Origin of the sequence: Bailinhaonella thermotolerans (assembly GCF_003594875.1) — a bacterium.
Lineage (GTDB): Bacteria > Actinomycetota > Actinomycetes > Streptosporangiales > Streptosporangiaceae > Bailinhaonella > Bailinhaonella thermotolerans.
This window is the reverse complement of sequence record NZ_QZEY01000008.1, coordinates 217,019-242,179: the sequence shown is the minus strand read 5'-3', so window position 1 is coordinate 242,179 and position 25,161 is coordinate 217,019. Positions and strand designations below refer to the sequence as shown.

The 25,161-nt window shown below is 73.6% G+C and carries 20 protein-coding genes; 10 read left to right on the top strand and 10 right to left on the bottom strand.

Going from position 1 to position 25,161, the window contains the following annotated elements; all coding sequences use genetic code 11:
* Nucleotides 1–12: 12 nt before the first annotated feature.
* Nucleotides 13–294 (top strand): ArsR/SmtB family transcription factor, encoded by a 282-nt coding sequence (locus D5H75_RS21905; RefSeq protein ID WP_242454416.1) that lies wholly within the window; start codon nucleotides 13–15, stop codon nucleotides 292–294.
* Between the two features lie 122 nt (nucleotides 295–416).
* Here D5H75_RS21905 and D5H75_RS21900 read toward each other — a convergent pair whose 3' ends face one another.
* The 6 genes from D5H75_RS21900 to D5H75_RS21875 all read right to left on the bottom strand — a co-directional run bounded on the left by D5H75_RS21900 (nucleotide 417) and on the right by D5H75_RS21875 (nucleotide 11,416).
* Nucleotides 417–1,655, bottom strand: coding sequence for a glycosyltransferase (locus D5H75_RS21900; protein ID WP_119928365.1), 1,239 nt, complete (start codon nucleotides 1,653–1,655; stop codon nucleotides 417–419).
* The gene (locus D5H75_RS21895) at nucleotides 1,655–3,085 is read right to left on the bottom strand and encodes a DHA2 family efflux MFS transporter permease subunit (RefSeq protein ID WP_119928364.1); all 1,431 of its coding nucleotides are present in this window, start codon (nucleotides 3,083–3,085) and stop codon (nucleotides 1,655–1,657) included. Before D5H75_RS21895 ends, D5H75_RS21900 begins: the two co-directional genes overlap by 1 nt.
* Nucleotide 3,086: 1 nt before the next feature.
* Nucleotides 3,087–6,689 (bottom strand): MMPL family transporter, encoded by a 3,603-nt coding sequence (locus tag D5H75_RS43330; RefSeq protein ID WP_242454415.1) that lies wholly within the window; start codon nucleotides 6,687–6,689, stop codon nucleotides 3,087–3,089.
* Nucleotides 6,690–6,716: 27 nt separating this feature from the next.
* A complete protein-coding gene (locus D5H75_RS21885; RefSeq protein WP_119928363.1) occupies nucleotides 6,717–8,459 on the bottom strand; it encodes a fatty acyl-AMP ligase in 1,743 nt (580 codons plus the stop codon).
* Nucleotides 8,460–8,692: 233 nt separating this feature from the next.
* Nucleotides 8,693–9,847 carry an AI-2E family transporter gene (locus tag D5H75_RS21880; RefSeq protein ID WP_119928362.1) on the bottom strand — a complete coding sequence of 385 codons (1,155 nt, stop codon included), beginning with the start codon at nucleotides 9,845–9,847 and terminating at the stop codon, nucleotides 8,693–8,695.
* Between the two features lie 102 nt (nucleotides 9,848–9,949).
* Nucleotides 9,950–11,416, bottom strand: coding sequence for an MFS transporter (locus D5H75_RS21875; RefSeq protein ID WP_119928361.1), 1,467 nt, complete (start codon nucleotides 11,414–11,416; stop codon nucleotides 9,950–9,952).
* A gap of 210 nt (nucleotides 11,417–11,626) precedes the next feature.
* Here D5H75_RS21875 and D5H75_RS21870 point away from each other — a divergent pair, with 210 nt between their 5' ends.
* Complete coding sequence (locus D5H75_RS21870; RefSeq protein WP_119928360.1) at nucleotides 11,627–12,346, top strand: TetR/AcrR family transcriptional regulator; 720 nt, start codon at nucleotides 11,627–11,629, stop codon at nucleotides 12,344–12,346.
* 219 nt (nucleotides 12,347–12,565) lie between these two features.
* Here the strand turns inward: D5H75_RS21870 and fahA are convergent, their stop codons facing one another.
* The 3 genes from fahA to D5H75_RS21850 all read right to left on the bottom strand — a co-directional run bounded on the left by fahA (nucleotide 12,566) and on the right by D5H75_RS21850 (nucleotide 15,760).
* Nucleotides 12,566–13,723 (bottom strand): fumarylacetoacetase, encoded by a 1,158-nt coding sequence (fahA, locus tag D5H75_RS21860; protein ID WP_119928453.1) that lies wholly within the window; start codon nucleotides 13,721–13,723, stop codon nucleotides 12,566–12,568.
* Nucleotides 13,720–14,892, bottom strand: a complete 1,173-nt coding sequence (locus tag D5H75_RS21855) for a homogentisate 1,2-dioxygenase (protein WP_119928359.1) — start codon at nucleotides 14,890–14,892, stop codon at nucleotides 13,720–13,722. Before D5H75_RS21855 ends, fahA begins: the two co-directional genes overlap by 4 nt.
* A gap of 199 nt (nucleotides 14,893–15,091) precedes the next feature.
* A complete protein-coding gene (locus D5H75_RS21850; protein ID WP_119928358.1) occupies nucleotides 15,092–15,760 on the bottom strand; it encodes an IclR family transcriptional regulator in 669 nt (222 codons plus the stop codon).
* Nucleotides 15,761–15,911: 151 nt separating this feature from the next.
* Between D5H75_RS21850 and D5H75_RS21845 the strand changes: the two genes are divergently transcribed.
* The 8 genes from D5H75_RS21845 (at nucleotide 15,912) to D5H75_RS21810 (ending at nucleotide 23,594) form a co-directional block, all read left to right on the top strand.
* Nucleotides 15,912–16,343, top strand: a complete 432-nt coding sequence (locus D5H75_RS21845; protein ID WP_119928357.1) for an avidin-fold protein — start codon at nucleotides 15,912–15,914, stop codon at nucleotides 16,341–16,343.
* Between the two features lie 71 nt (nucleotides 16,344–16,414).
* Nucleotides 16,415–17,047: a PepSY domain-containing protein gene (locus tag D5H75_RS21840; RefSeq protein ID WP_119928356.1), complete on the top strand. Its 633-nt coding sequence runs from the start codon at nucleotides 16,415–16,417 to the stop codon at nucleotides 17,045–17,047.
* Between the two features lie 170 nt (nucleotides 17,048–17,217).
* The gene (locus D5H75_RS21835; RefSeq protein WP_119928355.1) at nucleotides 17,218–18,576 is read left to right on the top strand and encodes a sensor histidine kinase; all 1,359 of its coding nucleotides are present in this window, start codon (nucleotides 17,218–17,220) and stop codon (nucleotides 18,574–18,576) included.
* A gap of 121 nt (nucleotides 18,577–18,697) precedes the next feature.
* Nucleotides 18,698–20,440: an MDR family MFS transporter gene (locus tag D5H75_RS21830; protein ID WP_119928354.1), complete on the top strand. Its 1,743-nt coding sequence runs from the start codon at nucleotides 18,698–18,700 to the stop codon at nucleotides 20,438–20,440.
* Between the two features lie 282 nt (nucleotides 20,441–20,722).
* Entirely contained in the window at nucleotides 20,723–21,520 is a 798-nt protein-coding gene (locus D5H75_RS21825; RefSeq protein WP_119928353.1) for a cytochrome P450 family protein, read from the top strand.
* Nucleotides 21,517–22,293, top strand: a complete 777-nt coding sequence (locus D5H75_RS21820) for an isocitrate lyase/PEP mutase family protein (RefSeq protein ID WP_119928352.1) — start codon at nucleotides 21,517–21,519, stop codon at nucleotides 22,291–22,293. The genes D5H75_RS21825 and D5H75_RS21820 overlap by 4 nt, the downstream gene beginning before the upstream one ends.
* A 90-nt stretch (nucleotides 22,294–22,383) precedes the next feature.
* Entirely contained in the window at nucleotides 22,384–22,749 is a 366-nt protein-coding gene (locus D5H75_RS21815) for an STAS domain-containing protein (RefSeq protein WP_202638376.1), read from the top strand.
* Nucleotides 22,750–22,892: 143 nt separating this feature from the next.
* Complete coding sequence (locus D5H75_RS21810; RefSeq protein WP_119928351.1) at nucleotides 22,893–23,594, top strand: nitroreductase family protein; 702 nt, start codon at nucleotides 22,893–22,895, stop codon at nucleotides 23,592–23,594.
* Between the two features lie 173 nt (nucleotides 23,595–23,767).
* Here the strand turns inward: D5H75_RS21810 and D5H75_RS21805 are convergent, their stop codons facing one another.
* Nucleotides 23,768–25,009, bottom strand: coding sequence for a hypothetical protein (locus D5H75_RS21805; RefSeq protein WP_147425242.1), 1,242 nt, complete (start codon nucleotides 25,007–25,009; stop codon nucleotides 23,768–23,770).
* Between the last annotated feature and the right edge of the window lie 152 nt (nucleotides 25,010–25,161).

Genomic DNA, 25,161 nt, shown 5'->3' with positions numbered 1-25,161 from the left:
ATACTCTGGGGCGTGGAGACAGAAGTCCTGCGCGCCCTCGCCCACCCGGTCCGCCTCGGCATCGTGCGGCGCCTGGCCACCGAGCCCGACATCTGCGCCTGCGACTTCACCGACGAGTTCGAGGTGTCCCAGCCCACGATCTCCGCCCATCTCAAGGTCCTCCGCGAGGCCGGCCTGGTCACCACCCGCCGCGAGGGCACCACCATCTGCTACTCCCTCGTCCCCGGCCCCCTGGCGGCCCTGGCCGACTCCATCGCCGCCCTGGCCCGCGCCGCCCCCGTCCCCGCGTCCTGACCCGCCGCTGCCGCCGTACGGCCTGAGCCCGGGCGTGCGCCTGAGCCCGGGCGTCCGCCTGAGCCCGGGCGTACGGCCTGAGCCCGGGCGGGCGTGGCGGAGGCGAACGGCGCGGAGCGGGGTCAGGCGACCTGGGTGTCGATCAGGTCGCAGGCGGCCGCGACGCCGTCCTCGGCGCGGATCCGGGCGGCCAGACGGGCGGCGGCGGCGCCGATGGCGGGGGACGTGACCGCGCGCCGGATCGCGCGGGCCAGGGACTCGGGGGTGACGCGCTCGATCGGCAGCGGCGCGGGGGAGGCGCCCAGGGCGGCCACGCGCCGCGCCCAGAAGGGCTGGTCGGAGAAGAAGGGGCAGATCACGCTGGGCACGCCCGCGCGGAGGGCGGCGGCGGTGGTGCCCGCGCCGCCGTGGTGGACGACGGCGGCGACCCGGGGGAACAGCCACGAGTGCGCGGCGTCCTCGACCGGGAGGAGGTCGTCGGTCGCCGGTCCGGAGCCGCCCAGGAGGATCCCGCGCACGCCCGCCCGGCGCAGCGCCGCGCGGACGATCTCCTCTACCCGGGCCGGGTCGCGCGGGATCATGCTGCCGAACCCCACGTAGACCGGGGGCGGCCCGGCCGCGAGGAAGCCGGCGAGCGGGTCCGGCGGGGTCCACGGCGCGTCCAGGAACCAGTACCCCGTCTGGTGGACGTACGCCGGCCAGTCGCGCGGCCGGGGCACCACGGACGGGCTCACCGAGACGAGGACCGGGCGGCGCTCCCTGCGGGCCCGGCGGAACGGGCCGGACACCGGGATGGCGGTCAGGCCCAGCCGCCGCCGGCGCCAGCGGTTCAGGAACGGCCGCAGGAACTGCCAGGTCACCTGCTCCACGGCGGTGTAGCTGAGGCGGTTGCCGAGCGGCCCCAGCGAGCGCGGGACCAGCGGGTTCGCGAACTCGCGGGTGGGCTCGCCGGGCTGGAACTGCAGCAGCGCGTACGGCACGGCGAACCGCTCCCCGAACAGGTGCCCGGCGAACCCCAGCACGGGGGACAGGATCACGTCGGCGTCCTCGCTCGCGGCCTCCACCTCGACGAGCAGCCGCTCGGCCATCGGCTCGACCACCCGGCGGAACCCCCGGATGAACGCCACCGGGTTGTGCCCGCCGCCCAGCCAGCGCTGGCCCTCCTCGCTCTCCAGGATGTCGAGGGGGTCCACCGTGATCGGCTCGTGCTCCAGCCCCGCCGCCGCGATCAGCGAGGCGTACCTGCGGCTGGCCACCACGCGCACCTTCTCGCCCCGCGCCTGGAGTCCGGCCCCGAGCGCCACGCACGGCTGGGTGTCGCCGCGCGACCCGAACGCGTAGACGATGATCTTCCGTGGCATCAGGCTCCTCGCGTTTCGGGCAGGGCGACCGCCCCGGGCGTGCGCCCCGGCAGCGTGAGCAGGCTGACCACCGCGCCCAGCAGGACGAGCGCCGCCGCCGCGACCAGCCCGACGGAGTACCCCCGCATGAAGGCGTCCGCGTGCGCCGCCCCCTCGGCCCGCGCGGCCTCCTGGAGCGAGGTGACGACGACCCCGATCGCGGCGATCCCGAAGACCCCGGACACCTCCCGCGAGACGCTGAAGATCCCCCCGGCCACCCCGGCGCGTTCGGGCGGGATCGCGCCGAGCACCGCCGACCCGAGCGGCATCGTGAGCCCGGACCCGACCCCGATCGCGGTGACCGCCGGGATCAGGTCCGCGAACCCGTCCCCCGGCCGCAGGAACGCCACCGCGACCATCCCCCCGGCCACCAGCGCGAGCCCGGCGGCCACCGTGCGCGCCGCGCCGTACCGCTCGGACACCTTGGGCGCGAACGGCGTCACCAGCACGACCATCGCCGCCAGCGGGAGGAACGCCAGCCCGGACAGCGTCGGCGAGAACCCCAGCACGCCCTGGAGGAAGAGCGCGGTGAAGAAGAACACGCCGTTCACGCCCAGCCCCCACAGCACCTGCGCGACCACCCCGCCGGAGAACGCCGGGGCCCGGAACAGCGCCATGTCGATCATGGGCGCGCGCACCGACGACTCCACGGCCACGAACCCGGCCGCGCCGAGCACGGTGACCAGCAGCGCCCCGACGATCACCGGCGACCCCCACCCCAGGTCCCGCCCGTGGATCAGCGCGAACGTGCCCGCCACCAGCGCGATCCCCGAGGTCGCCAGTCCCGGCAGGTCGATCCGCGCCGCTCTCGGATCCCGCGACTCGGGTACGGCGAACGCCGCGCCCGCCATCGTCGCGATCCCCAGCGGAACGTTGATCAGGAAGATCCAGCTCCAGTCCCAGTGCTGGGCGATCAGCCCGCCGGTCACCGGGCCCAGCGCCAGCGCCGCCGCGCTCGCCGTCATCCACACCGCGACCCCGGCCGACCGGGCCCGCTCGCCGCCCAGCATCGCGATGATCGCCAGCAGCGTGGGGATGACGAGCGCGGCGCCCGCCCCCTGCACCGCCCGCGCCGCGATCAGCAGCTCCTGGTTCCCGGCCAGCCCGGAGAGCAGCGACGCCCCGGTGAAGATCCCCAGCCCGATCTGCAGCACCCGCCGCCGCCCGAACACGTCGGCCAGCCGCCCGCCCGCCAGCATCAGCCCGGAGAAGACCAGGATGTAGGCGGTCATCACCCACTCCAGGCCCGCCAGCGACGCGCCGAGGTCGCGCTGGATGGTCGGCAGCGCCACGGTGACCACGGTGTTGTCCAGGGTGGTGACGAACCCCGCCACCCCGACCACGGTCAACGCCGGCGCGACCCTGACCGGCGTGGTGCCCTGTGCGCCCATGTCACCCGCCCGCTTCCTCGCGCTCTTCCTCGTTCTCTTCCTCGCGCTCTTCCCAGTGCCACCCGGGACCGTCGGCGTTGGGCACGACGACCCGGACGCGCCGCCGCCCCGGCGTCGTGCCCGGCCTGGCGGGCGGCGCGGCCTCCTCCCGCCCCTCGGGCGAGAACTCCGAGATCAGCTCGGACAGCAGGTCCGGCAGCGGCTCCCGCTCCCCGCCCGGTTCCGCCTCGCGTTCTCCCCGGTGCTCCGCCGCCCGCGCCGGCCCGTCCGGCTCGCGGCCCGGCGCGTTCGCGGGCGCGGGCGGGTCCCCGCGCCCGGGCGGGTCCGCCGCGCCCGCGTCGCCCGCCTGGCCCGCGTCGCCGCCGGCGTCCTCGCCGTACGGCCCGCCGCCCGGGCCCGCGTCGTACGGCCCGCCGCCGGGCTCGTCGTGGCGGGGCGGGGAGGGGGGCGGCGGGACCTCGACGCCGACCTCGACCTCCTCGACGATCTCCGCCCAGTGCCAGCCGGGCCCGTCCTCGTTGGGCACCACGACCCGCTGCACCTTGCGGGCCCAGCGCTCCTCGCCCGCCCCGGCGCGCGCCCCCGCCGCCTTCCCGCCCGGCAGCGGCGGCGTGAGCACGGTGAACTCCTCCGGCCCGAACGGCGGGAACGGCTCCACCCGGGGCGGAGCGGGCGGCCCCGCCTTCCCCGCGCCGGGCCCCGCCTTCCCGGCGCCGGGCCGCGGCCTCCCCGCGCCCGGCTCCGCCGTACCGCCGCGCACGTCCTCGCCGGAGACCGGCCCGCCCTCGCCTGCGGCCGTGCCGGGGGCGCTCGCCGCCGCCGCGTCCTCCCGCGCACCGCGCTCCGCCGTACCGCCGGGCGCTTTCCCCGGGGTGGCGTCCGTCTGGCCGCGCGTCTTCTCCGGCTCGGGAGCCCGGGCGGGCTCCGCCGTACCGGACGCGGCCGGGGCCTGGCGGGACGCCGCTCCGGTGCGGGCGTCCCCGGCCTCCGGGGGCTCGGCCGGGTCAGCGGCGTACGGCACGGCGCCGGGGCGGTGGCCGTTCGGCGGCCGGACCCCCGGGGCCTCCGGAGCCGCCGGGACGGGCGCGGACGGGGGCACGGGCGCGCACGGGGCGGGCGGGGCGTGGTGCGGGGGCGTGGCGACGCCGCCCGGCCGCACCGGCGCGGAGCCGCCCCCGGCCGGCCGCGCTGCGGACGCGCCGTTGACCGCGACGGGCTCGGGCCTGAGCCGGATCGGGGAAGCGGGCAGGGCGGCGTAGGCGGTCCCGGGGAGGGAGGGCAGGAGCGGCGGGCGGACGAAGGAGACGAACTCCGGCTCCGGATGCGGCCAGGCCACCGGCGTGATGGGGGCCTGCCGGAAGGCCTCGTGGCTGACCTCGTAGGGATCGTGCTCGCGCAGGTCGATGCGGTCGTGCAGACGGCGCAGCGGGGCCGGGAGCCACCAGTTGGCCTCGCCCATCAGGCGCATCGTCGCGGGGACGAGCAGCGCGCGGACCAGGGTGGCGTCCACGACGATCGCGACGAAGAGGCCGACGCCGAGCAGCTTGACGACGGTGATCCCGGCCGTGGAGAAGGCGGCGATGACGACGAGGAGCAGCAGGGCGGCGCTGGTGATGATGCCGCCGGTGTGCTGCAAACCCCGGACGACCGCGACGGAGTTGTCCCGGGTGCGGTCCCACTCGGCGCGGACCCGGCTGAGCAGGAACAGCTCGTAGTCCATGGACAGGCCGAACACCACGGCGAGGATCAGCACCGTCACCGTGGCCTCGATGGTGCCCGTCGGGGTGAAGCCGAGCGCGTCCGCGAGGTTCCCGTCCTGGAACGCCCACACGATCACGCCGAAGGACGCGCCCAGGGAGAGCACGTTCATGACGATCGCCTTGAGCGGCAGCACCAGCGACCCGAACGCGGCGAACAGCAGCAGGGCGGTGACGAGGAAGACGAACAGGCCGGTCTTGGGCAGGGTGTCCGTCAGGCTCGCCATCAGGTCGAGCTGCGCCGCCGTGGTCCCGCCCACGAGCACCTGGCGGAAGCCCGGCTCGTCGTAGAGGCCGCGGATCTTGGTGACTAGCTCACGGGTCGCGTCGGACATGGGGTCGGTGTGGTACCGGACCGCCAGGCGCACCGCGCCCAGGGCCTCGGACACCCCGGTGACCTGCACTCCCGTGACGCCGTTGAGCTGCCGGAGCCGGAAGAGGTACTTCCCGACGTCCTCCGTGCCGACCGGCGACGTGCGCATGACCTCGGGCGTGGGCGCGCCCGGGTAGGGGGTCTTGCCCGGCGGGCCGGTGAACTCCCGCTCCAGCATCACCACGACGTCGATCGGCGCCATCGCGTTCCGGGTGAAGTCCTCCTCGATGCTCTGGGCGACCTTCCGGCTCTCGAAGTGCTCCGGCAGCACCCGCGCGTCGATCCCGCCGAACCGCACGTGCAGGAACGGCGCCGCCAGCCCGAGCAGCACCACCGTCACGGCCGCGAGGTACAGCACCGGCTGCCGCATCACGCTGCGGCCGAGCCGTACCCACACGCCCTCCGGCTCCCGCCCGTGCCGGTGCCCCCGCCGCCGCGAACCGGGCCGGCGCGCCCGCCGTACGCGCAGGGCGTCCACCCGGTGCCCGAGCACGGCGAGCAGCGCGGGCAGCACGAGCAGCGCGGTCAGCATCGCCACGACCACGACCGCGGCCCCGCCGACGCCGATCGAGCGCAGGAACATCTGCGGGAAGAACAGCAGCCCGCACAGCGAGGTGGCCACGGTCAGCCCGGAGAAGGCGACCGTACGGCCGGCCGTGCGCATCGTGACGACCACGGCCTTCTCGACGTCCGCGCCCGCGCGCAGCTCCTCCCGGAACCGGCTGACGACGAACAGCGAGTAGTCGATCGCCAGGCCCAGCCCGAGCATGGTGACCACGTTGATCGCGAACACCGACACGTCGGTGACCATCGTGAGGCCGCGCAGCAGCGCCATCGCGCCCGCGATCGACACCACGCCCACGACCAGCGGCGTCGCGGCCGCCACGAGGCTGCCGAACACGACGACCAGCAGGATCAGCAGCAGCGGCAGCGAGATCAGCTCGGCCCGGGTGAGGTCGCGGGCGGTCTGGGCGTTGAGGTCGTCCAGCAGCGGCACGTCGCCGCCCACCGTCACCTGGTACCCGGGGATGTCGAGCCGGTCGCGGATCGCGGCGTACGCCCGCTTCCTGGCGGTCTCGTCCTGCCCGCGGAGCCGGATCGCCGCGTACGTCGCCTTCCTGTCGTTGGAGGCCAGTTCCGCGGCCTTGCCGCCCCAGTACGTCGTATGCCGCCTGACGTGCTCCTTCGGGAGGGCCCGCAGCGACTTCTGCACGTCCTCGCGGTACCGCCGGTCGTCCACGCGGAGCGTCGGGTGGCGGTAGAGCACGACCACGTCCGCGCCGCCGCCGCCGAACCACCGGTCCACGATCTGCCGGACCTGGGTGGACGGGGCCCGGGGGTCCTCGAAGCCGCCGTCGCTCAACTGCCCGAACACCCCGGAGCCCCACACCCCGGACAGGACCGTGACGATCAGCCCGATGACGAGCATGCTCCAGCGCGCCCGGTAGACGAGCCGCCCGAGCGTCTCGAACATGCGTGCCTCCCGACAGCGGCGCTCCGGCTATCCCTGCAGCGTGCCGTCCAGATACCGGTGCCGGCAGGCCTGCCGGGCGATCTTGCCGCTCGACGTGCGCGGCACGGTTCCCGCCGGGACCAGCACGAAGTCGTGCAGCCGCAGGTCGTGCCGGGCGTTCACGGCCCGCCGCACGACCTTGGCCAGCTCGGCCGGGTCCAGGTCCTCGGGCGCGCGCCGGGAGCGCTCCGCGACGATGACCAGCCGCTCGGTCTCCTCCCCGGGCACGGCGAACGCCGCCACGTGGTCGGTGCGGATCGCCTCGTGCGCCTCCTGCGCCGTGACCTCCACGTCCTGCGGGTAGTGGTTGCGGCCGTCCACGATGATGACGTCCTTGATCCGCCCGGTGACGTACAGCTCGCCCTCGTGCACCACGCCCAGGTCGCCGGTGCGCAGCCACGGCCCCTCGGGCAGGCCGGCCACGGGCCCGGCGAGGCGGGCGCGGAAGGTCTCCTCGCTGCGCTCGGGGTTGTTCCAGTAGGCGCGGGCCACGTTCGGGCCGTGCACCCAGATCTCGCCGACCTCGCCGTCGGGGCGGGCGAGGCGCGTCGCGGGGTCCACGATCAGCACGTGCTGCCCGGTCGCGGCGCCCGCGGACGCGAGACGGCTCACGCGCTCGTCGCCGCCGTCCCCGGCCGGTTCGCCCACCGGTACGGCGCGGCCCCGGGTCAGCTCGTCGCGGTCGAACACGGTGATCTTCGCCGGCGCGTCCCAGCGGCCGTTCGACACGAACACGGTGGCCTCGGCCAGGCCGTACGCCGGGGTCTGGCTCTCCGGCCGCAGCCCGCAGCCCGCGAACGCCTCCTGGAACCGCGCGAGGGTGCTCGGCCGGACCGGCTCGGCCCCGTTCAGGAAGACCCGCACGCCGCGAAGGTCCAGCGACGCCTTCTGCTCCTCGGTGATCCGGCCCGCGCAGTACTCGTAGGCGAAGTTGGGGCCGCCGGTGAACGCGTCGCCGTACTCGCTGAGCACCTGGAGCCAGCGCAGCGGGTGCATGATGAACGCCACCGGGTCCATGAACACCGCGTTGTTCCCCGCCACCAGCGGCGCGGCCACCGTGGCGATCAGGCCCATGTCGTGGAACAGCGGCAGCCACAGCACCGCCGTCGAGGTCGCGGGGTCGGCGTCGAAGGCGTCGAAGAGCTGGAGCGCGTTCGACCCGTAGTTGCGGTGCGTGATCTCCACGCCGGCCGGGGCGCGGGTCGAGCCCGAGGTGTACTGCAGGTAGGCCACGTCGTCGAGGGCGATCGCGGGGGGCGTCCACCGCTCCGCGAGCGCGTCGTCGATCGCGTCGAGCGTCAGCACCTCCTTGACCGGGTGCTCCTCCAGGAACCGCTCCACGCCGGGCCGCGCCTCCGCCGTGGTCAGCACCACCTCGGGCGCCGAGTCGTCCACCGCGCGGATCAGCCGCTCCCCGTGCCCGGGCAGGTCCGGCGCGAACAGCGGGACCGCGATCACCTTGGCGTACAGGCATCCGAGCACGGCGACCACGTAGTCCAGCCCCTGCGGCGCCAGGATCGCCGCCCGCTCGCCCTCGGAGGTCACCTCGCGCAGCCGTACGGCCAGCGCCGACGCCTTCCGGTGCGTCTCGGCCCAGGAGAGCGTGCGCCGTGTCCCCTCGCGGCGTTCCGAGTAGTCGACGAACGTGTACGCGGGGTCCCCCGGCCTCTCCTGCGCCCACCGCGCGACGCGCCCGACAAGCGGTTCGGCACCCAGAGACAGCAAGGACATGCGCACTCCCCTCGCGGCGGCACACGGATCTGGCCGAAACTACGGCAGATATCCGCCTCCCGCTGCGAAACCCCGGCGCATTCGGATCGTGCCACTTATAACCCCGATGACAATCCCGTCCCCATCCCCGAACACCCGGCCCCGTCCCGCCGCCGTCACGATGATCAGGCGGTTTCGAGCCCGGGGCGGGCCGGAGAGCGCGTGAACGCGCGACGGCGGGGACGGGGAAGACGTCAGGGACGATCGGGGCTCTGGGGGTTCCCCGGGGGGTTCTGGGAATTCCTGGAGGCGTCCCGCTCGGCGGTCTTTCCGGCCTTTCCGGTCTTTCCGGTTTTGGGATCGTCGTCGGGGGCGTCGGCGGAGATGAGGGGCGCCAGCCATTTGGCGTTCGGGTCGGCGTCCACGAGCAGGGCGCGGACGAGGGTGCTCAGGGGGATGGCCAGGAGGGCGCCGAGGGGGCCCAGGACGTAGGCCCACACGAGGAGGCTGAGCATGGTGAGGGTGGTGGACAGGCCCACCGCGTCGCCGAGGAACTTGGGCATGATCAGCGACTGCACCACGAAGTTGATCAGCATGTAGGCGATGATCACGCCGAGCATCGTGGACACGCCGCCGTCGAGGAGGCCGATGAGGGCGGGCGGGATGAGGGCCAGGAAGAAGCCGATGTTGGGGATGTAGTTGGCGATGAAGGCGAGGATGCCCCACAGGAGGGGGAGCGGCACGCCCAGGATGTAGAGGGCCGTCACGTCCAGGACCGTGTTGATCGCGCCGAAGACCGTGGAGACCCACAGGTAGCGGCGGGTGCAGCGGGCGAACGAGCTCAGCGCGGTGACCAGGTCGGGCCGGCTGCGGGCGATGTGGTCCATGACCCGGGAGGTGCTGAGGGCGTCCAGGCCCATCGTGAACACCACGATCACGATCAGCAGGAACATGGACAGCGTGCTGGTCAGCCCGGACAGGAACCCCTGGAGCAGGCCGAACAGCCGGCTGGGGTCGAGGGTGTTCAGCGCCTTCTGGATCTGGTCCCGGCGGACGCCCAGCGAGTCCGCCCAGCGGGTGGCGTCGTTCATGAGCTGGGAGAACTCGTCGGTGTAGTTCGGCAGCACCCCGGCGAGCTGGACCCCGGCCAGCGCGACGGCGCCGATCAGCGCCAGCAGCACCAGGAACACGACGAGCATGGGCACGCCCACGGTCACCACGACCGGCGCGCCCCGGCGGGCGAGCCAGGAGCGCAGCGGGCTCACCGTCACCGTCATGACCAGGGCCAGGAAGACCGGGCCCGCGATCGAGGAGACCTCGCGCAGCCCGGCGAGCACGATGAAGGCCGAGGCCAGCCCCAGCAGCAGCATCAAGGCCCGGGGCAGCGGCCAGCGGCGCTCGTCCGTCATCTCCCACCTCCCGCATAGCGGTGTGTCCGATCAACCCTGCCGGAAACCGGCCGGGATGATCGGACACTTGGCGAAAGCGATGCGGAGGAGTGCGCGGCGGCCTCAGCCGTGTTCCACGTCCGCGCGGGCCCGCCTGGGCAGCAGGTAGGTCAGCGCGAAGGTGAGGGCCAGCCCGCCGGCCTGCACGAGCAGCACGGTCCCGGTGGCGGAGGCGAAGCCCGCCGGGCTCCAGGCCGCCGGGCCGTCGCCGACCAGCTCGAAGAACACCGTGCCCAGCACGGCGAGGCCGAGCGCGGTCCCGAGCTGCTGGACCGCGGGCAGCAGCCCCGAGGCCGAGCCCACCTCCTCGTCGGAGACCCCGGCGAGCACGATCCCGAAGAACGGCGTCATCAGCATGCCCAGCCCCACGCCGACCACGAGCATGGAGGGCGCGAGCTGCCAGGCGCTCACGTCCGCGCCGGTCTGGCGCAGCGTGAGGTACTGCGCCGCGAGCCCGGCGACCCCGGCCAGCGCGCCCAGGTGCATCAGCCGCCGGCCGACCCGCTCGGTGAGGGCGCCGCCGACGGTCGCGCCGATCGCGATGCCGAGGGCCACCGGGATGAGGGCCACGCTCGTGGCGAGCGGGGAGAAGCCCAGCCCGAGCTGGAAGAACAGCCCGGCGATGAACATGAACCCGGTCATGATGGAGAAGAACGACAGCCCGACGACGAGGCCGCCGGTGAACGGCCGCTTGCGGAAGAGCGACATCTCCACCAGCGGGTCGAGCCCGGCGCGCTGCCGCCGCAGCTCGTGCCGTACGAAGATCGCGAGCATCGGCACGGACGCCGCGAGCAGCGCGAAGATCCAGGCCGGCCAGCCCAGCTCATGGCCCTGGACCAGCGGGTAGATGACGAGCAGGAGCGTGGCGGACAGGAGCGCGACGCCCATCAGGTCGAGGCGGGGACGGCGGGCGGCCCGGGCCTCGCGGACGAACCGCAGCCCCCCGGCGAACGCGAGCAGGCCGACGGGCAGGTTGATCAGGAAGATCATGCGCCAGCCGGTGCCGAAGAGGTCGGCGTCCACCAGGTAGCCGCCGAGCACCGGCCCGCCGACGGCAGCCAGGCCCATGACCGGCCCGAACGCGCCCATCGCGGCGGCGAGCTCCTTGGGCGGGAAGCTGTCCCGGATGATCCCGAGGCCCTGCGGGATCAGCACGGCGCCGGCCGCGCCCTGGAGCGCCCGGAAGACGATCAGGAGCTCAGGCGACGGGGCGAGCCCGCACAGCACCGAGAAGAGGGTGAACCCGGCCGTCCCGATCAGGAACATGCGGCGGCGGCCGTAGATGTCGCCGAGCCGCCCGCCGGTGACGAGCCCGACCGCGAACGCGAGGACGTATCCGGCGCCGATCCACTGCATCAGCGAGTTCCCGCCGCCCAGCTCCGCGCGGATCGCGGGCGCGGCGATGTTGGTGACGGTCGCGTCGAGCAGGTCCATGATCTCGGCGATCAGCACGACCGCGAGGGCCATCCAGCGCCAGCGGTACGGCTGCGCCTCTCCGGCCGGGCGTGACGCCTGGAGCGTCGTTGCCATGATCTCCCCCTTCGGGTGGGCGAACGGTGTTTGCCGAACGAATGGTGTTCGTTGCTGCGAACACTGTTCTACGGAAGAACGACGTTCGTGTCAAGAACGTCGTTCGTTGTATCGAACGAGGTTCGTTGAACGTACGCTGTTCGTCGGAAGTACAGTGTTCGTGAAGCTCGACGGGGGCAGCGCCGTGAGCTGGAGGAAGGTGAGGCGAACATGTCCGACGTCCCGGTGCCGCCGTGGCGCACCACGCCGAAGTCCGGCCAGGCCAGGAAGCCGCTCAGTCAGGACGTCATCCTGCGCGCCGCGCTGCGCATCCTCGCCGAGGAGGGGCTTGAGGGCGTCAGCATGCGCCGCGTCGCCCAGGAGCTGCACACCGGTCCCGCCTCGCTCTACGCGCACTTCGCGAACAAGGACGAGCTCCTGGAGATGATGTTCGACCACGTCCTCGGAGAGGTCAGGGTGCCCGAGGAGGGGGAGGGCGACTGGACGGCCAAGCTCAAGGCCATCGCCTGGGAGGTCCGCCGCGTGCTGATCTCCCACGGAGACATCGCCCAGGTGGGGCTGGCGGTCGTGCCCCTCGGCCCGAACGGCCTGCGGCTCAGCGAGGCGATGCTGGGCGTCCTGCGCGAGGCCGGCATCCCCGACCAGCAGGTGGCGTGGGCCGCGGACCGGCTGTCGCTCTACATCACGGCGGACGCCTTCGAGGTCTCCTACGAGGCCCGCAGGGGCCGCGGGTCACCGGAGGAGATCGCGGCCTACTACGCGGGGGTCATCCAGTACTTCCGCAGCCTGCCGCCCGACCGGTTCCCCCACACGACCGCCCTGGTGGGCCCCCTGGGACAGGGCGACGACGAGACCCGCTTCGAGTTCGGCCTGGACCTGTTCATCCGGGGGCTCTCCACCTACATCCCGGCCGACGGCGGGACCTCCTGACGAAACCCCCGGAACCCCCGGAACGCCCGGAACGCCCGGGAACCGCCCCGCAACCCCGGGGGAACCGCCCCCTGAAAACCCCCGGAGCCGTCCCTCGGAACCGCCCGGAAAACGCCGCGCGCCGACCCCCGGGTCTCCTCCACATCGTGTGGACGAGACCCCGGGATCGGCGCGAGAAGCGGGCCGGGCGGCCCGCGTAGGCCGGGCGGCCCGCGCGGGTCAGGCGGGCGTGATCGTGCCGCTGACCTCGCCCAGGGCGATCGGGACGCCGTCGGCCCCGGGGCCCGTGGCGGTGATCGTCACGGTGTCGCCGTCCTCCAGGAACGCGCGCACCGAGCCGTCCGACAGCTTCACCGGGTCGGCCCCGTTCCAGGTCAGCTCGATGAACGAGCCGCGCTGCGCCGCGTCCTCGCCGGAGACCGTGCCCGAGGCGTACAGGTCCCCGGTCCGGATGGTGGCCCCGTTGACGGTCATGTGCGCGAGCATCTGGTCCGGGGTCCAGTACATCCCGGCGTACGGCGGGCGCGAGACGACCTCGCCGTTCAGCTCGACCTCGAACCCCAGGTCCAGCCCCCACGGCTCGGCCCGCTCCAGGTACGGCAGCGGCGCCGGGTCCTGGCCGCGGCCGGGGACGCGGGCGGCCGAGAGCGCGTCCAGCGGCACGACCCACGGCGAGACCGAGGTCGCGAACGACTTGCCGAGGAACGGCCCCAGCGGGACGTACTCCCAGGCCTGGATGTCGCGCGCGCTCCAGTCGTTGACCAGCGTCACGCCGAACACGTGCGAGGCGAAGTCGGACGTCCGCACCGGCCCCTCCGCCGGTACGCCCACCACGAACCCCAGCTCGACCTCGATGTCCAGCTTGCGCGACGGCCCGAAGTCGCCCGCCCCGCGCTGCCCGGACGGCCGCCGCACCGGCGTGCCCGACGGCACGACGGTCCCGGACCGGCCGTGGTACCCGACGGGCAGGTGCCGCCAGTTCGGCTTCAGCGGCTCCTCGTCCGGCCGGAACATGCGCCCGAGGTTGGACGCGTGCTCCAGGGAGCAGTAGAAGTCCACGTAGTCGGCGACCTCGAACGGCATCCCGAGGGTCACCTCGGACAGCGGCTTGAGGTGCGGCTCGGCCGCGCCCCGGAACCGCTCGTCGGTCAGCAGCCGCTGGATCCGCTCCCGGGCGTCCCGCCACTCGTGCGGCCCGGACGCCATGAACGCGTTGAGGCTCGCCGAGGCGAAGACCCCGCCGCCGAACACCCCGTCGAGGAACAGCACGTGGTCCCCGATCCGGACGACCACCGAGCCGTCCGCCACGCCGTACGGCAGGCAGGAGGCGTTGTACGGCGAGGCGTCCGCGCCCGGGACCCAGGACGACAGGCTCATCGCGCCCACGTCCACGCGTAGTCCGGGTCCTCGGTGCGCAGCGCGGCCGGGCCCAGGTCCAGCGGGCGGAAGGTGTCCACCATGACCGCCATCTCCGTCGTGCGGTCGTGGCCCTGCTTCACGGCCTCGATGACGGCCTCGACGGCGCCCGGCTGCGGCCCGTGGGTGAACCCGGCCGGGTGCAGGGAGATCGAGCCGACGTCGATGCCGGAGCCCTTGCGCGCGGAGTAGTCGCCGCCCACGTAGAACATGAGCTCGTCGGAGTCCACGTTGTGGTGGTTGTAGGGGATCGGGATCGCCTCGGCGTCGAAGTCCAGCGGGCGCGGGCAGAAGGAGCAGATCACGAAGTTCGGCCCCTCGAAGGTCTGGTGGACCGGCGGCGGCGCGTGGGTGCGCTTCACGATCGGCTCGAAGTCGTTGATGTTGAAGGCGTACGGGTAGAGGAAGCCGTCCCAGCCCACGACGTCGAACGGGTGGTGGGCGTACGTCAGCCGGGTCAGGCCGCCGCGGGTGCGGACCAGCACGGGCGTCTCGCCGTCCTCGACCAGGTGCGGCTCGGACGGGGCCCGCAGGTCGCGCTCGGAGTACGGCGCGTGCTCCAGGAACTGGCCGTGCTTGGACAGGTAGCGCTTCGGCGGCCGGACGTGCCCGGAGGCCTCGATGACCAGCGCCTTGACCGGCCCCTCGATCGGCACGAAGCGGTGGATCGTGCCGGTCGGGATCACGACGTAGTCGCCGGCGCCCACGTCCATCGCGCCGTACGTCGACTCGAAGCGCGCGCTGCCGGACTGGACGTAGACGACCTCGTCGCCCATCGAGTTGCGGTACAGCTCGTTCGGCGCGTCCGCGGCGGCGTACGACATCCGGACGTCGCCGTTGCCCGCGAGGAGCTGGCGGCCGGTCACCAGGTCGCCGCCGGTGGGCAGGTCCTGGGTGCGGAAGTGGCGGGGCGACAGCGGCAGGTTGGGGGCCAGCCGCCCGGCGGAGGTGTCCTCGACGGCCTCGGACTTGACGATCGCCGTCGGCAGGTGGCGGTGGTAGAGCAGGGAGGAGTCGGAGGAGAAGCCCTCCTCGCCCATCAGCTCCTCGGCGTAGAGCCCGCCGTCGGGCCGCCGGAACTGCACGTGGCGCTTGCGCGGCACCTCGCCCACGACTCGGTAGTGCGGCATCAGCGCTACCTCCTTCGCGTCCGCATATCGGACGCCATCGTCCGCTATCTGTAAGTCGGCTACCACGATGGTACGGCCACGCCCGGGTGTCAACGTGCTCCCTGCCCCCGGTCCCGCCGCTCACCCCGAACGCGCGGTCTCAAGCGCGGCCCGCCCTCGGAACCCCGCGCCGGCCGATGAGGAAGGGCCTGGAGCCGGGTCAGCGGAGCGCGGAACAGAGCTCGCCGGCGGCCTCCACGACGCGCGGGGCGACGGTCTCCACGTCCAGGGCGGTGAAGGTGACCACGCCGACGCTGGCCTCCAGCCAGGGGAGGCCGCGCACCGGCGCGGCGATCCCGTGGGCCCCCTCCTGGAGCTGCCCGTGGCTGACCTGGTACGGCGCCTGCGCCCGCCCGAACAGGGGGTCGCCGCCGCCGTGCCCGGCCTCGCGCAGGGACAGGATCGCCAGGCCCGCCGCCCCGCGTTCGAGCGGGTGCCGCGCGCCCTCGCGGTAGGCGACGTGCATCGCCGTCCACGACGGCTCGACCACGGCGATCGCCAGCCCGTCGTCGCCCTCGGCCACGGTGAGGTGCGCGGTCGCCCCCACCTCCTCGGCGAGGCGCCGCAGCACGGGCATGGCCGCCGCGCGCAGGAGGGGCTGCACCGACCGGGCGAGCTGGAGCACCCCGAACCCCAGGTGCACGCGGCCCTCGGCGTCACGCCGTACGAACCCCTCGGCCTGGAGGGTCGTGAGCAGCCGGTAGACCACGGGCCTGCTGAGTTCGAGGGCGGCGGCCAGCTCCGTCGGGGTGCGGGCGCCCTTGTCGTCGGCGAGCAGCCGCAGCAGGCGCAGGCCCCTCTCCAGTGTCTGCGCCGATTCCGCGGCCATCTATGGCGTCCCGTGGTCGCTCATGCACCGATTATGCGGGGAGTTGGGGCGTGTGGCCCCGGGCGCGCCGCGACCTTCCGAATCATGTCCGGTTTAGTGAATTGTTACCTAGTTTGGGGCTTTTGATGGTTAGAGGGCATTATGTCCTTTCGTGAACGACAGAGAACTCCTCGACGGCCGCCGTTTCGTGATCGTGAATACGGCGGACGGCGAGAGCGCACCCGAGAACGCCACCGAATTCCTGACCCGGGAGGCCGGGGGTGTGGTGTGGGGCACCTACCGGGGTGGCGAGGTGACCCACGGCCGCTTCGTCGGCACCCGCGTCGAGCGCGAGGTCGAGTTGTCGTACGCCCACCGGCTGGCGGACGGCGAGCTCGCGGCCGGGCACAGCCGTACGCGCATCGAACTGCTCCCCGACGGCCGCCTGCGCCTGGTCGGCGAATCCGGCGAGACGGAGGAGAGCCCCGCGGCGGGCCCGGACGGCGAGCCCGGCGAGGACGCCGCGGAGGGCGCGGGGGAGGCCCCCGAAGGAGGCTCCGAGCCCGAGAAGTCCCTGGTAGGAGTGGTGGAAGAGGTCCGTTAGGTTCCGTCCTGACGTGGGGTAGACGCAACGTCGTTGGGTAGACAGCCCCGGTACAGACACCAGGGGGGATCATGTTGCAACGACGGGGACGCATCCTGCTGGCCGGTCTCGCCATCGGCACCACGGCGGTCGCGGCCGCTGCCTGTGGAGGGGCCGAACCCGCCCAGGAGGTCGCGATCCGGCACCAGCCGACGGAGGGGGTGACCGCGCCCGGCGGTGAGACCGCCGCTCCGACGGGCACGGCCGAGGCCGACAACCTCGCCGTCATCGAGAAGGTCGGCGAGGCGGCCCTCAGCGCCGTGCAGGGGGGCACGCTGACCTGCATGGAGGCCGAGGAGGACGGCAAGCTCTGGGAGGTGACGGTCGTCACCGGCGACGGCACCGCCCACGAGATGGACGTCGACGCGGAGACCGGCCGCGTGACGTCGGGCCCGGAGACCGAGGACTCCGACAAGAAGCGGAACCGGGAGCTCGTCGAGGGCGCGAAGCTCGACTACGTCGGCGCGGCGCGCAAGGCCCTCACCCAGGTGCCCGGCGCCCGGATCACCGAGCTCAACCTCGACCGCGAGAACAAGAAGGTCGTCTGGGAGACCGAACTCGTGGACGAGCAGGACCAGAAGCGCGAGCTCAACATCAACGCCCAGCAGGGCGGCGCGACGGGCACCGCGACGCCGAGCCCGTCGCCCTCGCCGACCGAGTCCTGACCGCACGGTGACCGGCCGCGGACCGGTCCCCGGAGAGCCGCGCCGGCCACGCCCGGCGCGGCTCCGGTCGCAGGGACGTGGCGCGCGAACCGGGACGGCACGGCGCCGGGAGGGGGAGCCCGGGGCCGTGCCGTCCCGTCCGCCGGGGCGACAGTTGAGGTGACGTTGAGGTGACAGGGCGGAACGGCTCGTCCATCCGCACCCGCGCCACGCTGGCCGCGATGGCCGTCACACTGGCCGTCAGCGCGGCGGTCGCCGTGGGCCTCACCCTGGCCCGCCGCGACCACGAGGTGCGCGAGGAGATCGAACGGCAGGCCGCCGCCGCCCGGCGGCTGGCCTTCTACCTGCGTGAAGGGCGCTTCAGCGCCGAGAGCCTGCGGGACGAGGGCGGCCTCGTCCAGATCGTGAACGACCGGGGCGCGGTGGTCGCGGCCAGTTCCGCCCTCGCGGGGTCGCCGGCGCTCACCCGCGAGCGGCCCTCCGACCAGGACAACCGGTTCGACGCCGAGCGCTGCGACCTGACCGGGCGGCGCGGCGTGTGCCACGTCGTGGTCGCGCTGCGCGTGCACGCGCCCTCGGGCTGGGCCACGATCTACACGCTCGGCCCCGCCCCGCCCGCGTACGCCGGGCCGGGCTGGCTCGCCGCCGCCGTCGCCGGGGTGACGGCGCTCACCGCGCTCGCGGGCCTGCTGACCTCCCGCCTGGTGGGCCGCCCGCTGCGCTGGCTGGAGGCCATCCGGCGGGAGCTGGCCGAGGTGAGCCCCGCCGACCCGGGGCGGCGCGTGCCGGTGCCGGTGCACGACGAGGAACTGGCCGGGCTCGCCGAGACCGTCAACGCCACCCTCGACCGACTCCAGACGGGGCTGGAGGAACAACGCCGCTTCACCGGCGACGCCGCCCACGACCTCCAGGGCTCCCTCACCGCGCTGCGCGGGCACATCCGGGCGGCGATGGCGCACGACGCGGGCTGGGAACGGGCCGGCCGCGAGATGCTCGACTGCGTGAACCACCTGGACTCGGTGGTGGGGGACATGCTCGTGCTCTCCAGCCTCGGCGCCCCCGGCGAACGCGAGCCGGTGGACCTGGCCGCCCTGGTGGAGGACGAGGTGCGGCGGCTGCCGCGGGGGATCCGCGTCGAGACCGACCTCACGCCCGGCGTGGTGGTCGAGGGCGACCGCGGCCGCCTCGCCCGGGCCCTGCGCGACGTCCTGGACAACGCCGTACGGCACGCGTCCGCGCTGGTCACGGTCACGCTGCGGCGGGAGGGCGAACGCGCCGTGCTGGAGGTGCGCGACGACGGCGACGGCGTGCCGTTCCGCGACCGGGAGCTCATCTTCACCCGCTTCGCCCGGCTGGTGCCGGCCCGCGAGCGCGACGCCGGAGGCAGCGGCCTGGGCCTGCCCATCGCCCGCGAGGTCGCCGTACGGCACGGCGGGACGCTGACCGCCGAGGACTGCGACGACGGGGCGCGCTTCGTGCTCTCCCTGCCGCTGGAGCGGCCGCGGTCCGTGGACGAGCCCGTGGCGTAGGGCCGCGGGTACTCGCCGGCGGGCGGGCTTATCCGGGTTGTTACACAATCCGCCGGGATCGGGCGGAGTAAAACGGGATTGTGGCGCGTTATGTGCACCGTACATGCTTCAGGGAGGTCACATGACGGCACAGCCGACGACGGATGCCCAGCCCGGGTCGGCGGGCGCGACGGCGCCGCGGTTCACGCACAAGCAGGTCCTGGAGATCCTCGTCGGGCTGATGCTCGGCATGCTGACCTCGATGGTCGCGACCTCGGTGGTCGGCACCGCGCTCCCGACGATCGTCGGGACCCTCGGCGGGCAGGACCAGCTCTCCTGGGTGGCGAGCGCGACCCTGCTGACGATGACGGCCTCGACCCCGATCTGGGGCAAGCTGTCCGACCTGTTCGGCCGGAAGCTGATGTTCCAGATCGCGATCCTGTTCTTCATCGCCTCGTCGCTGGCCGCCGGGTTCTCCCAGAACATGGGCCAGCTCATCGCCGCGCGAGCCGTACAGGGCATCGCCGCCGGCGGCCTGGCCGCGCTGCCGCAGGTCATCCTGGGCGACGTGGTCGAGCCGCGTGAACGCGGCCGCTACTCCGGCTACATGGGCGCCGTCTTCGGCGTCTCCACCGTCGCGGGCCCGCTGCTCGGCGGGTTCATCGTGGACGCCGACTGGCTCGGCTGGCGCTGGTGCTTCTGGATCAGCGTGCCGCTCGCCGTCATCGCCTTCGCGGTGATCCAGAAGGTGCTCAAGCTGCCCTTCGTCAAGCGCGACAGCAAGGTCGACTGGTGGGGCGCGACGTTCCTCACCGGCGGCACCACCGCGCTCATGCTCGTGCTGTCCCTCGGCGGCAAGGAGTTCGACTGGAACTCCGCCTGGACGTACGGCCTGAGCGCCGCGAGCCTGGTGCTCTTCGGCCTGGCCGTCGTGGCCGAGCGCCGCGCCGCCGACCCGATCCTGCCGCCCCGGCTGTTCCGCAACCGCGCGTTCGTGCTCTCCTCGATCGCCTCGCTGCTGGTCGGCGCGGCCATGTTCGGCGCGATGATGTTCCTGCCGCAGTACCTCCAGATCGTCAAGGGCATGTCCCCGACCAACTCGGGCCTCATGACCCTGCCGATGGTGCTCGGCCTGCTCGCCGCCTCGATCACGACCGGCCGCATCGTCACCCGCACCGGCCGCTGGAAGATCTTCCCGGTCATCGGGATGCTGCTGGTCGCGGCGGGCCTGCTCCTGCTGTCCCGCCTGCACGTGGACACCTCGCTGGTCGTCGTGGGCGTGGACATGGCGGTGCTGGGCATCGGCCTGGGCTCGTCGATGCAGATCCTGATCCTGGCCGCGCAGAACGCCGTCCCGCGCGCCGACATGGCGACGACCACGGCCGGCGTCTCGTTCTTCCGCTCGATGGGCGGCGCGGTCGGCGTCGCCGCGTTCGGCTCGATCCTGGCCAACCGCCTCGGCACGGAGCTGGCCGAGCGGTTCGCCGCCGCGCACATCAAGGTCCCGGCCGGCGGCGGCGCGACGCTGGGCAGCCCCGAGGAGATCCACAACCTGCCCGGCCCGATCATGAACATCGTGCTGGAGTCCTTCAGCGACGCGATGGACCGGGTCTTCGAGTTCGGCGCGCCGGTGGCCGTCCTGGCGGCCGTGGCGGCCCTGCTCATGAAGGAGATCCCGCTGCGCTCCGCCGCCGCCGCGGGGGCCCCGGCCCCCGCCACCGTGGGCGGCTCCCCGGCCGCCGTCGCCCCCGCGGTGACCCCGCAGCCGGCGACCGGCTCCCGCGAGCCCGGCTCCCGGGAGACCGGCTCGCACGCCTCCGGCCGCCCAGGCCCCAGGCACGCCGCCGGTCGCGGCGGGTCGGGCCGCCACAAGAAGAACCGCTGACCCCCGCCCCCGCGCGACCTCACACGCGCGGGCGGCGGGCACCAACCGCATGATCGGCGCGAGCCGGAGACATCGCCCATCTCCCTCGCGCCGATCATGCGCCTCTCCCTCCCCGGCGCCTCCTTCCACGAGTCCCCGCCCCCGGCCCCCCTTCCTCGCCGTGATCATGCGGTTTCAAGCACAGGGTGTGCGCAAAACCGCGTGATCACGGCGAGGGGTGGGGGTGGGAGGGCGGGGACGTTTCGGTGGGGGGCGAAACGTTTCGGGCATAGCGTCGTGCGCATGGTGACCCTGAAGAACGCGGGGGAGGTCCGGGCCGTGCTCGCCGACGCCCGCTTCGCGGTGCCGGTGGCCCCGCCCGGCGGCCGGCCGGGCACGATGGCCTGGCTGCGGGCGTCGGTCTCCCGGTGGTCGGAGGGCGAGGCGCACGCCCGGCGGCGCGCCCTGGCGGTGGCCGAGCTGGACCGCCTGGACCCCGCGGCGCTGCGCCGTACGGCCAGGGAGCGGGCCGCGGCGATGGTCTGCCACCAGCCTGAGGACGTGGCCCGGACGGTGCCGGTGACGGTCCTGGCCGAGGCCCTGGACCTGCGGGCCGGCGTGCGCGACGTGGCCGACGTGGCCGCCGCCTACTTCCCCGGGGCGGCCGACGACGTCGTACGGCGGGCGGACGCGGCCGTGGCACGTCTGGTCGCGGCCTGCACCCGGGAGGACGCCGGGGACGCGGGAGGGGACGCGGGAGCGGCGGAGCGGGACGGGGACGGCGTGGAGCCCGGGGAGGCGGTCGCGGCCCGGATCGCGGTGCTGGTGCAGGCGTACGACTCCACGGCGGCGCTGATCCTCAACGCGCTCAAGGAGGGCGGCGTCGGCGAGGCGCTGGAGCGGGACCCGCCGCTGAAGGCGATGCGGCGGGTGGCGGCGGAGACCGCCGAGCTGGACGGGCGGTCCGTCGAGGCGGGGACGGAGATCGTGCTCGACCTCGTGGCGTCGGGGGAGACGGCGTTCGGGACGGGGCGGCGGCCCTGCCCCGGGCGGGAGCAGGCGATCGCGATCGCCGAAGGCGTGCTGGAGGCACTGCGATGACCAGGTTCGAGGAGTTCACGGCGCTGCACCGGCCCGGGGAGCCGTTCCTGCTGCCCAACGCGTGGGACTTCGGCTCCGGGGCGCTGTTCGCCGAACGGGGTTTCCCCGCCGTGGGCACGACGAGCCTCGGGGTGGCCGCGGCCGCCGGGAAGCCGGACGCCGAGGGCGCGACGGAGGACGAGACACGCGACCTGGCGCGGGCGCTGTCCCGGCTGCCCCTCCCGGTCACGGTGGACGTCGAGGGCGGGTTCGGCAGGTCTCCGGAAGGGGTGGCCGACTACGTGTCCGGGCTGGCGGACCTCGGCGTGGCCGGGGTCAACCTGGAGGACGGCGCGATCGGGCCCGAGGCGCTGCGCGAGATCGTGGCGGCGGTCAAGGCCCGCGTGCCCGGGGTGTTCGTCAACGCCCGCGCCGACACGTACTGGCTGGGCCGCCCGGACCTGGAGGAGACCGTACGGCGATGCGCCGAATACGCCGACGCGGGCGCCGATGGGCTCTTCGTCCCCGGGGTCGCGGACGAGGCGGCGATCGCGGAATTGGTAAAGCGGCTGGACAGGCCGCTGAACGTCCTCTACGGCAACGGAATCGGCCTCGCGCGGCTGGCGGAGCTGGGCGTGGCCCGGGTCAGCACCGGGTCCTACCTTTACCGTGTCGCGGTCGGGGCGGCGGTGGCGGCGGCGGCCGCGATCAGGGCCGGGGAGCCCGCCGGGGACGGGGAAATCCCCTCCTATCAGGACGTGACCGCGCTCCTGCCACGTGGCTCCCAGGGGTGACGGTCCCCTGGGGTTTCGTTCCCAAGTAGGAGACGAACTCAGACCCTCAGTGGGGTTACGGGACGGTCACGGGCTTCCTAGGCTGAGGGGGTGGCTGTATCGAGGGGGACACTCAGCAGAGACGTCGAGCTCATCGACGTCTCGGTGGTGCGGCGCACCGCCGACTCCGCGGAGCTGCGCGTCTGCGGCGAGGTGGACATCTCCACCGCCGGCGTGCTGCGGATGAGGCTGCACCGCGAGATCGACGGGGGGCGCCGCCGTCTGGTCGTCGACTTCTCCGGCGTCCGCTTCTGCGACGCGAGCGGGCTGCGCGTGCTGGTCGCGACCCGCAACCGGCTGCTGCGCATCGGCGGCTCGCTGCGGCTGAGCGGCGTGAGCGACAACCTGCGCAAGATCCTGCGCCTGACGGGCCTGGAAGGGGTGTTCCCGCCCACCCCGATCCCCGTGCGCCCCTAGCCGGGCCGTACGGCTGCGCAAACTGCCCAACCGGGGAGCCCTGCGGCCGGGGATCTGCCCGGTGGCGGCGGTGGTCACTTGTCAGGGGCGCCGGGGGGCGCCGAGACTACGCGCACCCGTATGACCGCCCCGAGGAGGCCGCCATGGACCGCCAGCACACCCACCCGTTCGTGCCCTACCGGCCGGTGCGCTACGACGAGGCGGAGATGGTGGCGCGGGGACGGGCCTTCGCGGACCTGCTCGACCGGCGGCGCAGCGTGCGGTTCTTCAGCGACGAGCCGGTGCCCCGCGAGTGCGTGGACCTGGCGATCGAGGCGGCCAACACCGCGCCGTCCGGGGCCCATCAGCAGCCGTGGAAGTTCGTGGTGATCGGCGACGCGGAGACCAAGCGGCGCATCCGCGAGGCCGCCGAGGTGGAGGAGCGGCAGAACTACGAGGGCGGCCGGCTGACCCCCGAGTGGCGCGAGGCGCTGGCGCCGCTGGAGACCGACTCCGACAAGGGGTACCTCGAAGTGGTGCCCTGGATCGTGGTCTGCTTCGCCGAGAAGTACTCCCTGCTGCCCGGCGGCGAACGCCGCAAGCACTACTACGTCAACGAGAGCGTGGGCATCGCCTGCGGCATGTTCATCACCGCGCTCCACACGATGGGCCTGAGCACGCTCACCCACACGCCCAACCCGATGGCGTTCCTCAGCGAGATCTGCGAGCGCCCGGCGAACGAGCGGCCCTACATCCTCTTCCCGATCGGCTACGCCGCCCCCGACGCCGAGGTGCCCGACCTGCGCCGCAAGCCCCTGTCCGAGGTCATCGTCGAGAGCCCCGCCGTCACCCGCGCCCACGCCTGACGCCCCGCGCACGGAACGGCCCGCCCCCTCGGTGGAGGGGGCGGGCCGTTCGCCGTCCGCTCAGGTCGTACGGCGCGCTCAGACCGTACGGCGCGCTCAGGCCGTACGGGCTCGCCCGGGCCGTACGGCGGGGCCGGGCCGTACTCGCGCGCCCGGGGCCGTACGGCGGGCCGTCAGCGCGGGATCAGGGCGGCCTCGGCCTCGGCGGCCGGGGGGCGCTCGGGGCCGGGGACGCGCCGCGCCCACGGCATGGCCAGGACCAGGAACGGGATGACCGCCAGCGAGCTGTACGCCCACGGGATGTGGGCCGCCCACCAGGCGTCGTCGGTCTCGAACTGGGTCAGGTAGATGTAGCCGGCGCCGGCCCACAGGGACACCGCGGTGATCGCCGGCCACATCCAGCGGGTGGGCCTGGCGATCAGGAACGGCATGAACCACAGGAGGTACTGCGCGCCGAGGCGGGGCGTGACCACCATGAACGCCAGCAGCATCGCGGTCACCATGTCGAGGCGGTCGGCCTTGCGCCAGAGCCACATGACCAGGAGCAGCGTGCTGTAGAGCACGACCTGGCCGATGCGCGCCGCCGTGGCGTCCAGCTCCCACTGGCCGCCCGCGGTGATCGCGGTCCAGCCCCACTCGCCGACGATGGGACGCACGCCGCGGATGATGCTGATGACCTCGGGCATGCGCTCGATCGGCGTGTTGGTGCCGATCGGCATGGTGATCAGGAAGAAGAACGGCACCAGCCCGGTCACGACGAACGTGCGGATGCGGTTCTTCCAGTCCGGGACGCACATCAGCAGCACCGGGATGAGGATCACCGGCCAGCTCTTGGAGGACAGCGCCATGCCCATGAGCAGGCCCGCGTAGACCGCCCGCCGGGGCGTGAACGGGATCCGCCGGTTGCGGACCACCACGAACGCGCCGGCCAGGAACACCAGCGACACCGGTTCGAGCTGCGCGTGCAGGGTGGAGACCATGAGCGCGAGCGGGTTCACGGCGTACTGGAAGCGGGCCAGGGCCTCGCGCTTCTCCCCGGCCAGCTTGCCCACCAGGACGATCAGCACGATGTCGGCGATCATCGGGTAGAGCCGGCCGCCGATCTCCCAGGGCAGCCCGGTCCAGATCGCGAACGCGTAGACGTACGCCGAGGTCGGCAGGAAGTGCCAGCCCTCCCTGGGCGGGAGGACGGGATCGACCCGTTCGAGGATGGCCTCACCCGCGGGCTTGAAGCTCTCGACGAAGTCCACCGGCTGCCAGTCGCTGATCGCGGACAGCACGAGCATGGCGAGCCGGACGGCGATTCCGGTCACGAGCGCGGCGCGTAAAGAGGGCCGCCAGCCCCGCCATTGGGCGACTACGGCGAGTAGCAACCCGGCGACGAGCAGCAGCCCGGTGATGATTGGATGGTCCATTGTGGGCTGCACGCTGCCAGAACTGCGGATTGTTTGCAATCCGCGTGTGGCTGAGACTCAGTCAACTCTCAGGTTCCGTTCAATCAGGAATCAGTCATAGCTTGACTTATCGGCCATCCGCTGAAGGGAGGGTGGGTACGGGGTGTGACCGG

Coding starts and splice junctions, on each gene's coding strand:
- D5H75_RS21855 (WP_119928359.1), bottom strand. CDS start 14,892: ATGCCGCACTACCGAGTCGTGGGCGAGGTGCCGCGCAAGCGCCACGTG.
- D5H75_RS21885 (WP_119928363.1), bottom strand. CDS start 8,459: ATGTCCTTGCTGTCTCTGGGTGCCGAACCGCTTGTCGGGCGCGTCGCG.
- D5H75_RS21805 (WP_147425242.1), bottom strand. CDS start 25,009: ATGGACCATCCAATCATCACCGGGCTGCTGCTCGTCGCCGGGTTGCTA.
- D5H75_RS21840 (WP_119928356.1), top strand. CDS start 16,415: ATGTTGCAACGACGGGGACGCATCCTGCTGGCCGGTCTCGCCATCGGC.
- D5H75_RS21900 (WP_119928365.1), bottom strand. CDS start 1,655: ATGCCACGGAAGATCATCGTCTACGCGTTCGGGTCGCGCGGCGACACC.
- D5H75_RS21875 (WP_119928361.1), bottom strand. CDS start 11,416: ATGGCAACGACGCTCCAGGCGTCACGCCCGGCCGGAGAGGCGCAGCCG.
- D5H75_RS43330 (WP_242454415.1), bottom strand. CDS start 6,689: ATGTTCGAGACGCTCGGGCGGCTCGTCTACCGGGCGCGCTGGAGCATG.
- fahA (WP_119928453.1), bottom strand. CDS start 13,723: ATGAGCCTGTCGTCCTGGGTCCCGGGCGCGGACGCCTCGCCGTACAAC.
- D5H75_RS21895 (WP_119928364.1), bottom strand. CDS start 3,085: ATGGGCGCACAGGGCACCACGCCGGTCAGGGTCGCGCCGGCGTTGACC.
- D5H75_RS21870 (WP_119928360.1), top strand. CDS start 11,627: ATGTCCGACGTCCCGGTGCCGCCGTGGCGCACCACGCCGAAGTCCGGC.
- D5H75_RS21825 (WP_119928353.1), top strand. CDS start 20,723: ATGGTGACCCTGAAGAACGCGGGGGAGGTCCGGGCCGTGCTCGCCGAC.
- D5H75_RS21850 (WP_119928358.1), bottom strand. CDS start 15,760: ATGGCCGCGGAATCGGCGCAGACACTGGAGAGGGGCCTGCGCCTGCTG.
- D5H75_RS21810 (WP_119928351.1), top strand. CDS start 22,893: ATGGACCGCCAGCACACCCACCCGTTCGTGCCCTACCGGCCGGTGCGC.
- D5H75_RS21820 (WP_119928352.1), top strand. CDS start 21,517: ATGACCAGGTTCGAGGAGTTCACGGCGCTGCACCGGCCCGGGGAGCCG.
- D5H75_RS21830 (WP_119928354.1), top strand. CDS start 18,698: ATGACGGCACAGCCGACGACGGATGCCCAGCCCGGGTCGGCGGGCGCG.
- D5H75_RS21880 (WP_119928362.1), bottom strand. CDS start 9,847: ATGACGGACGAGCGCCGCTGGCCGCTGCCCCGGGCCTTGATGCTGCTG.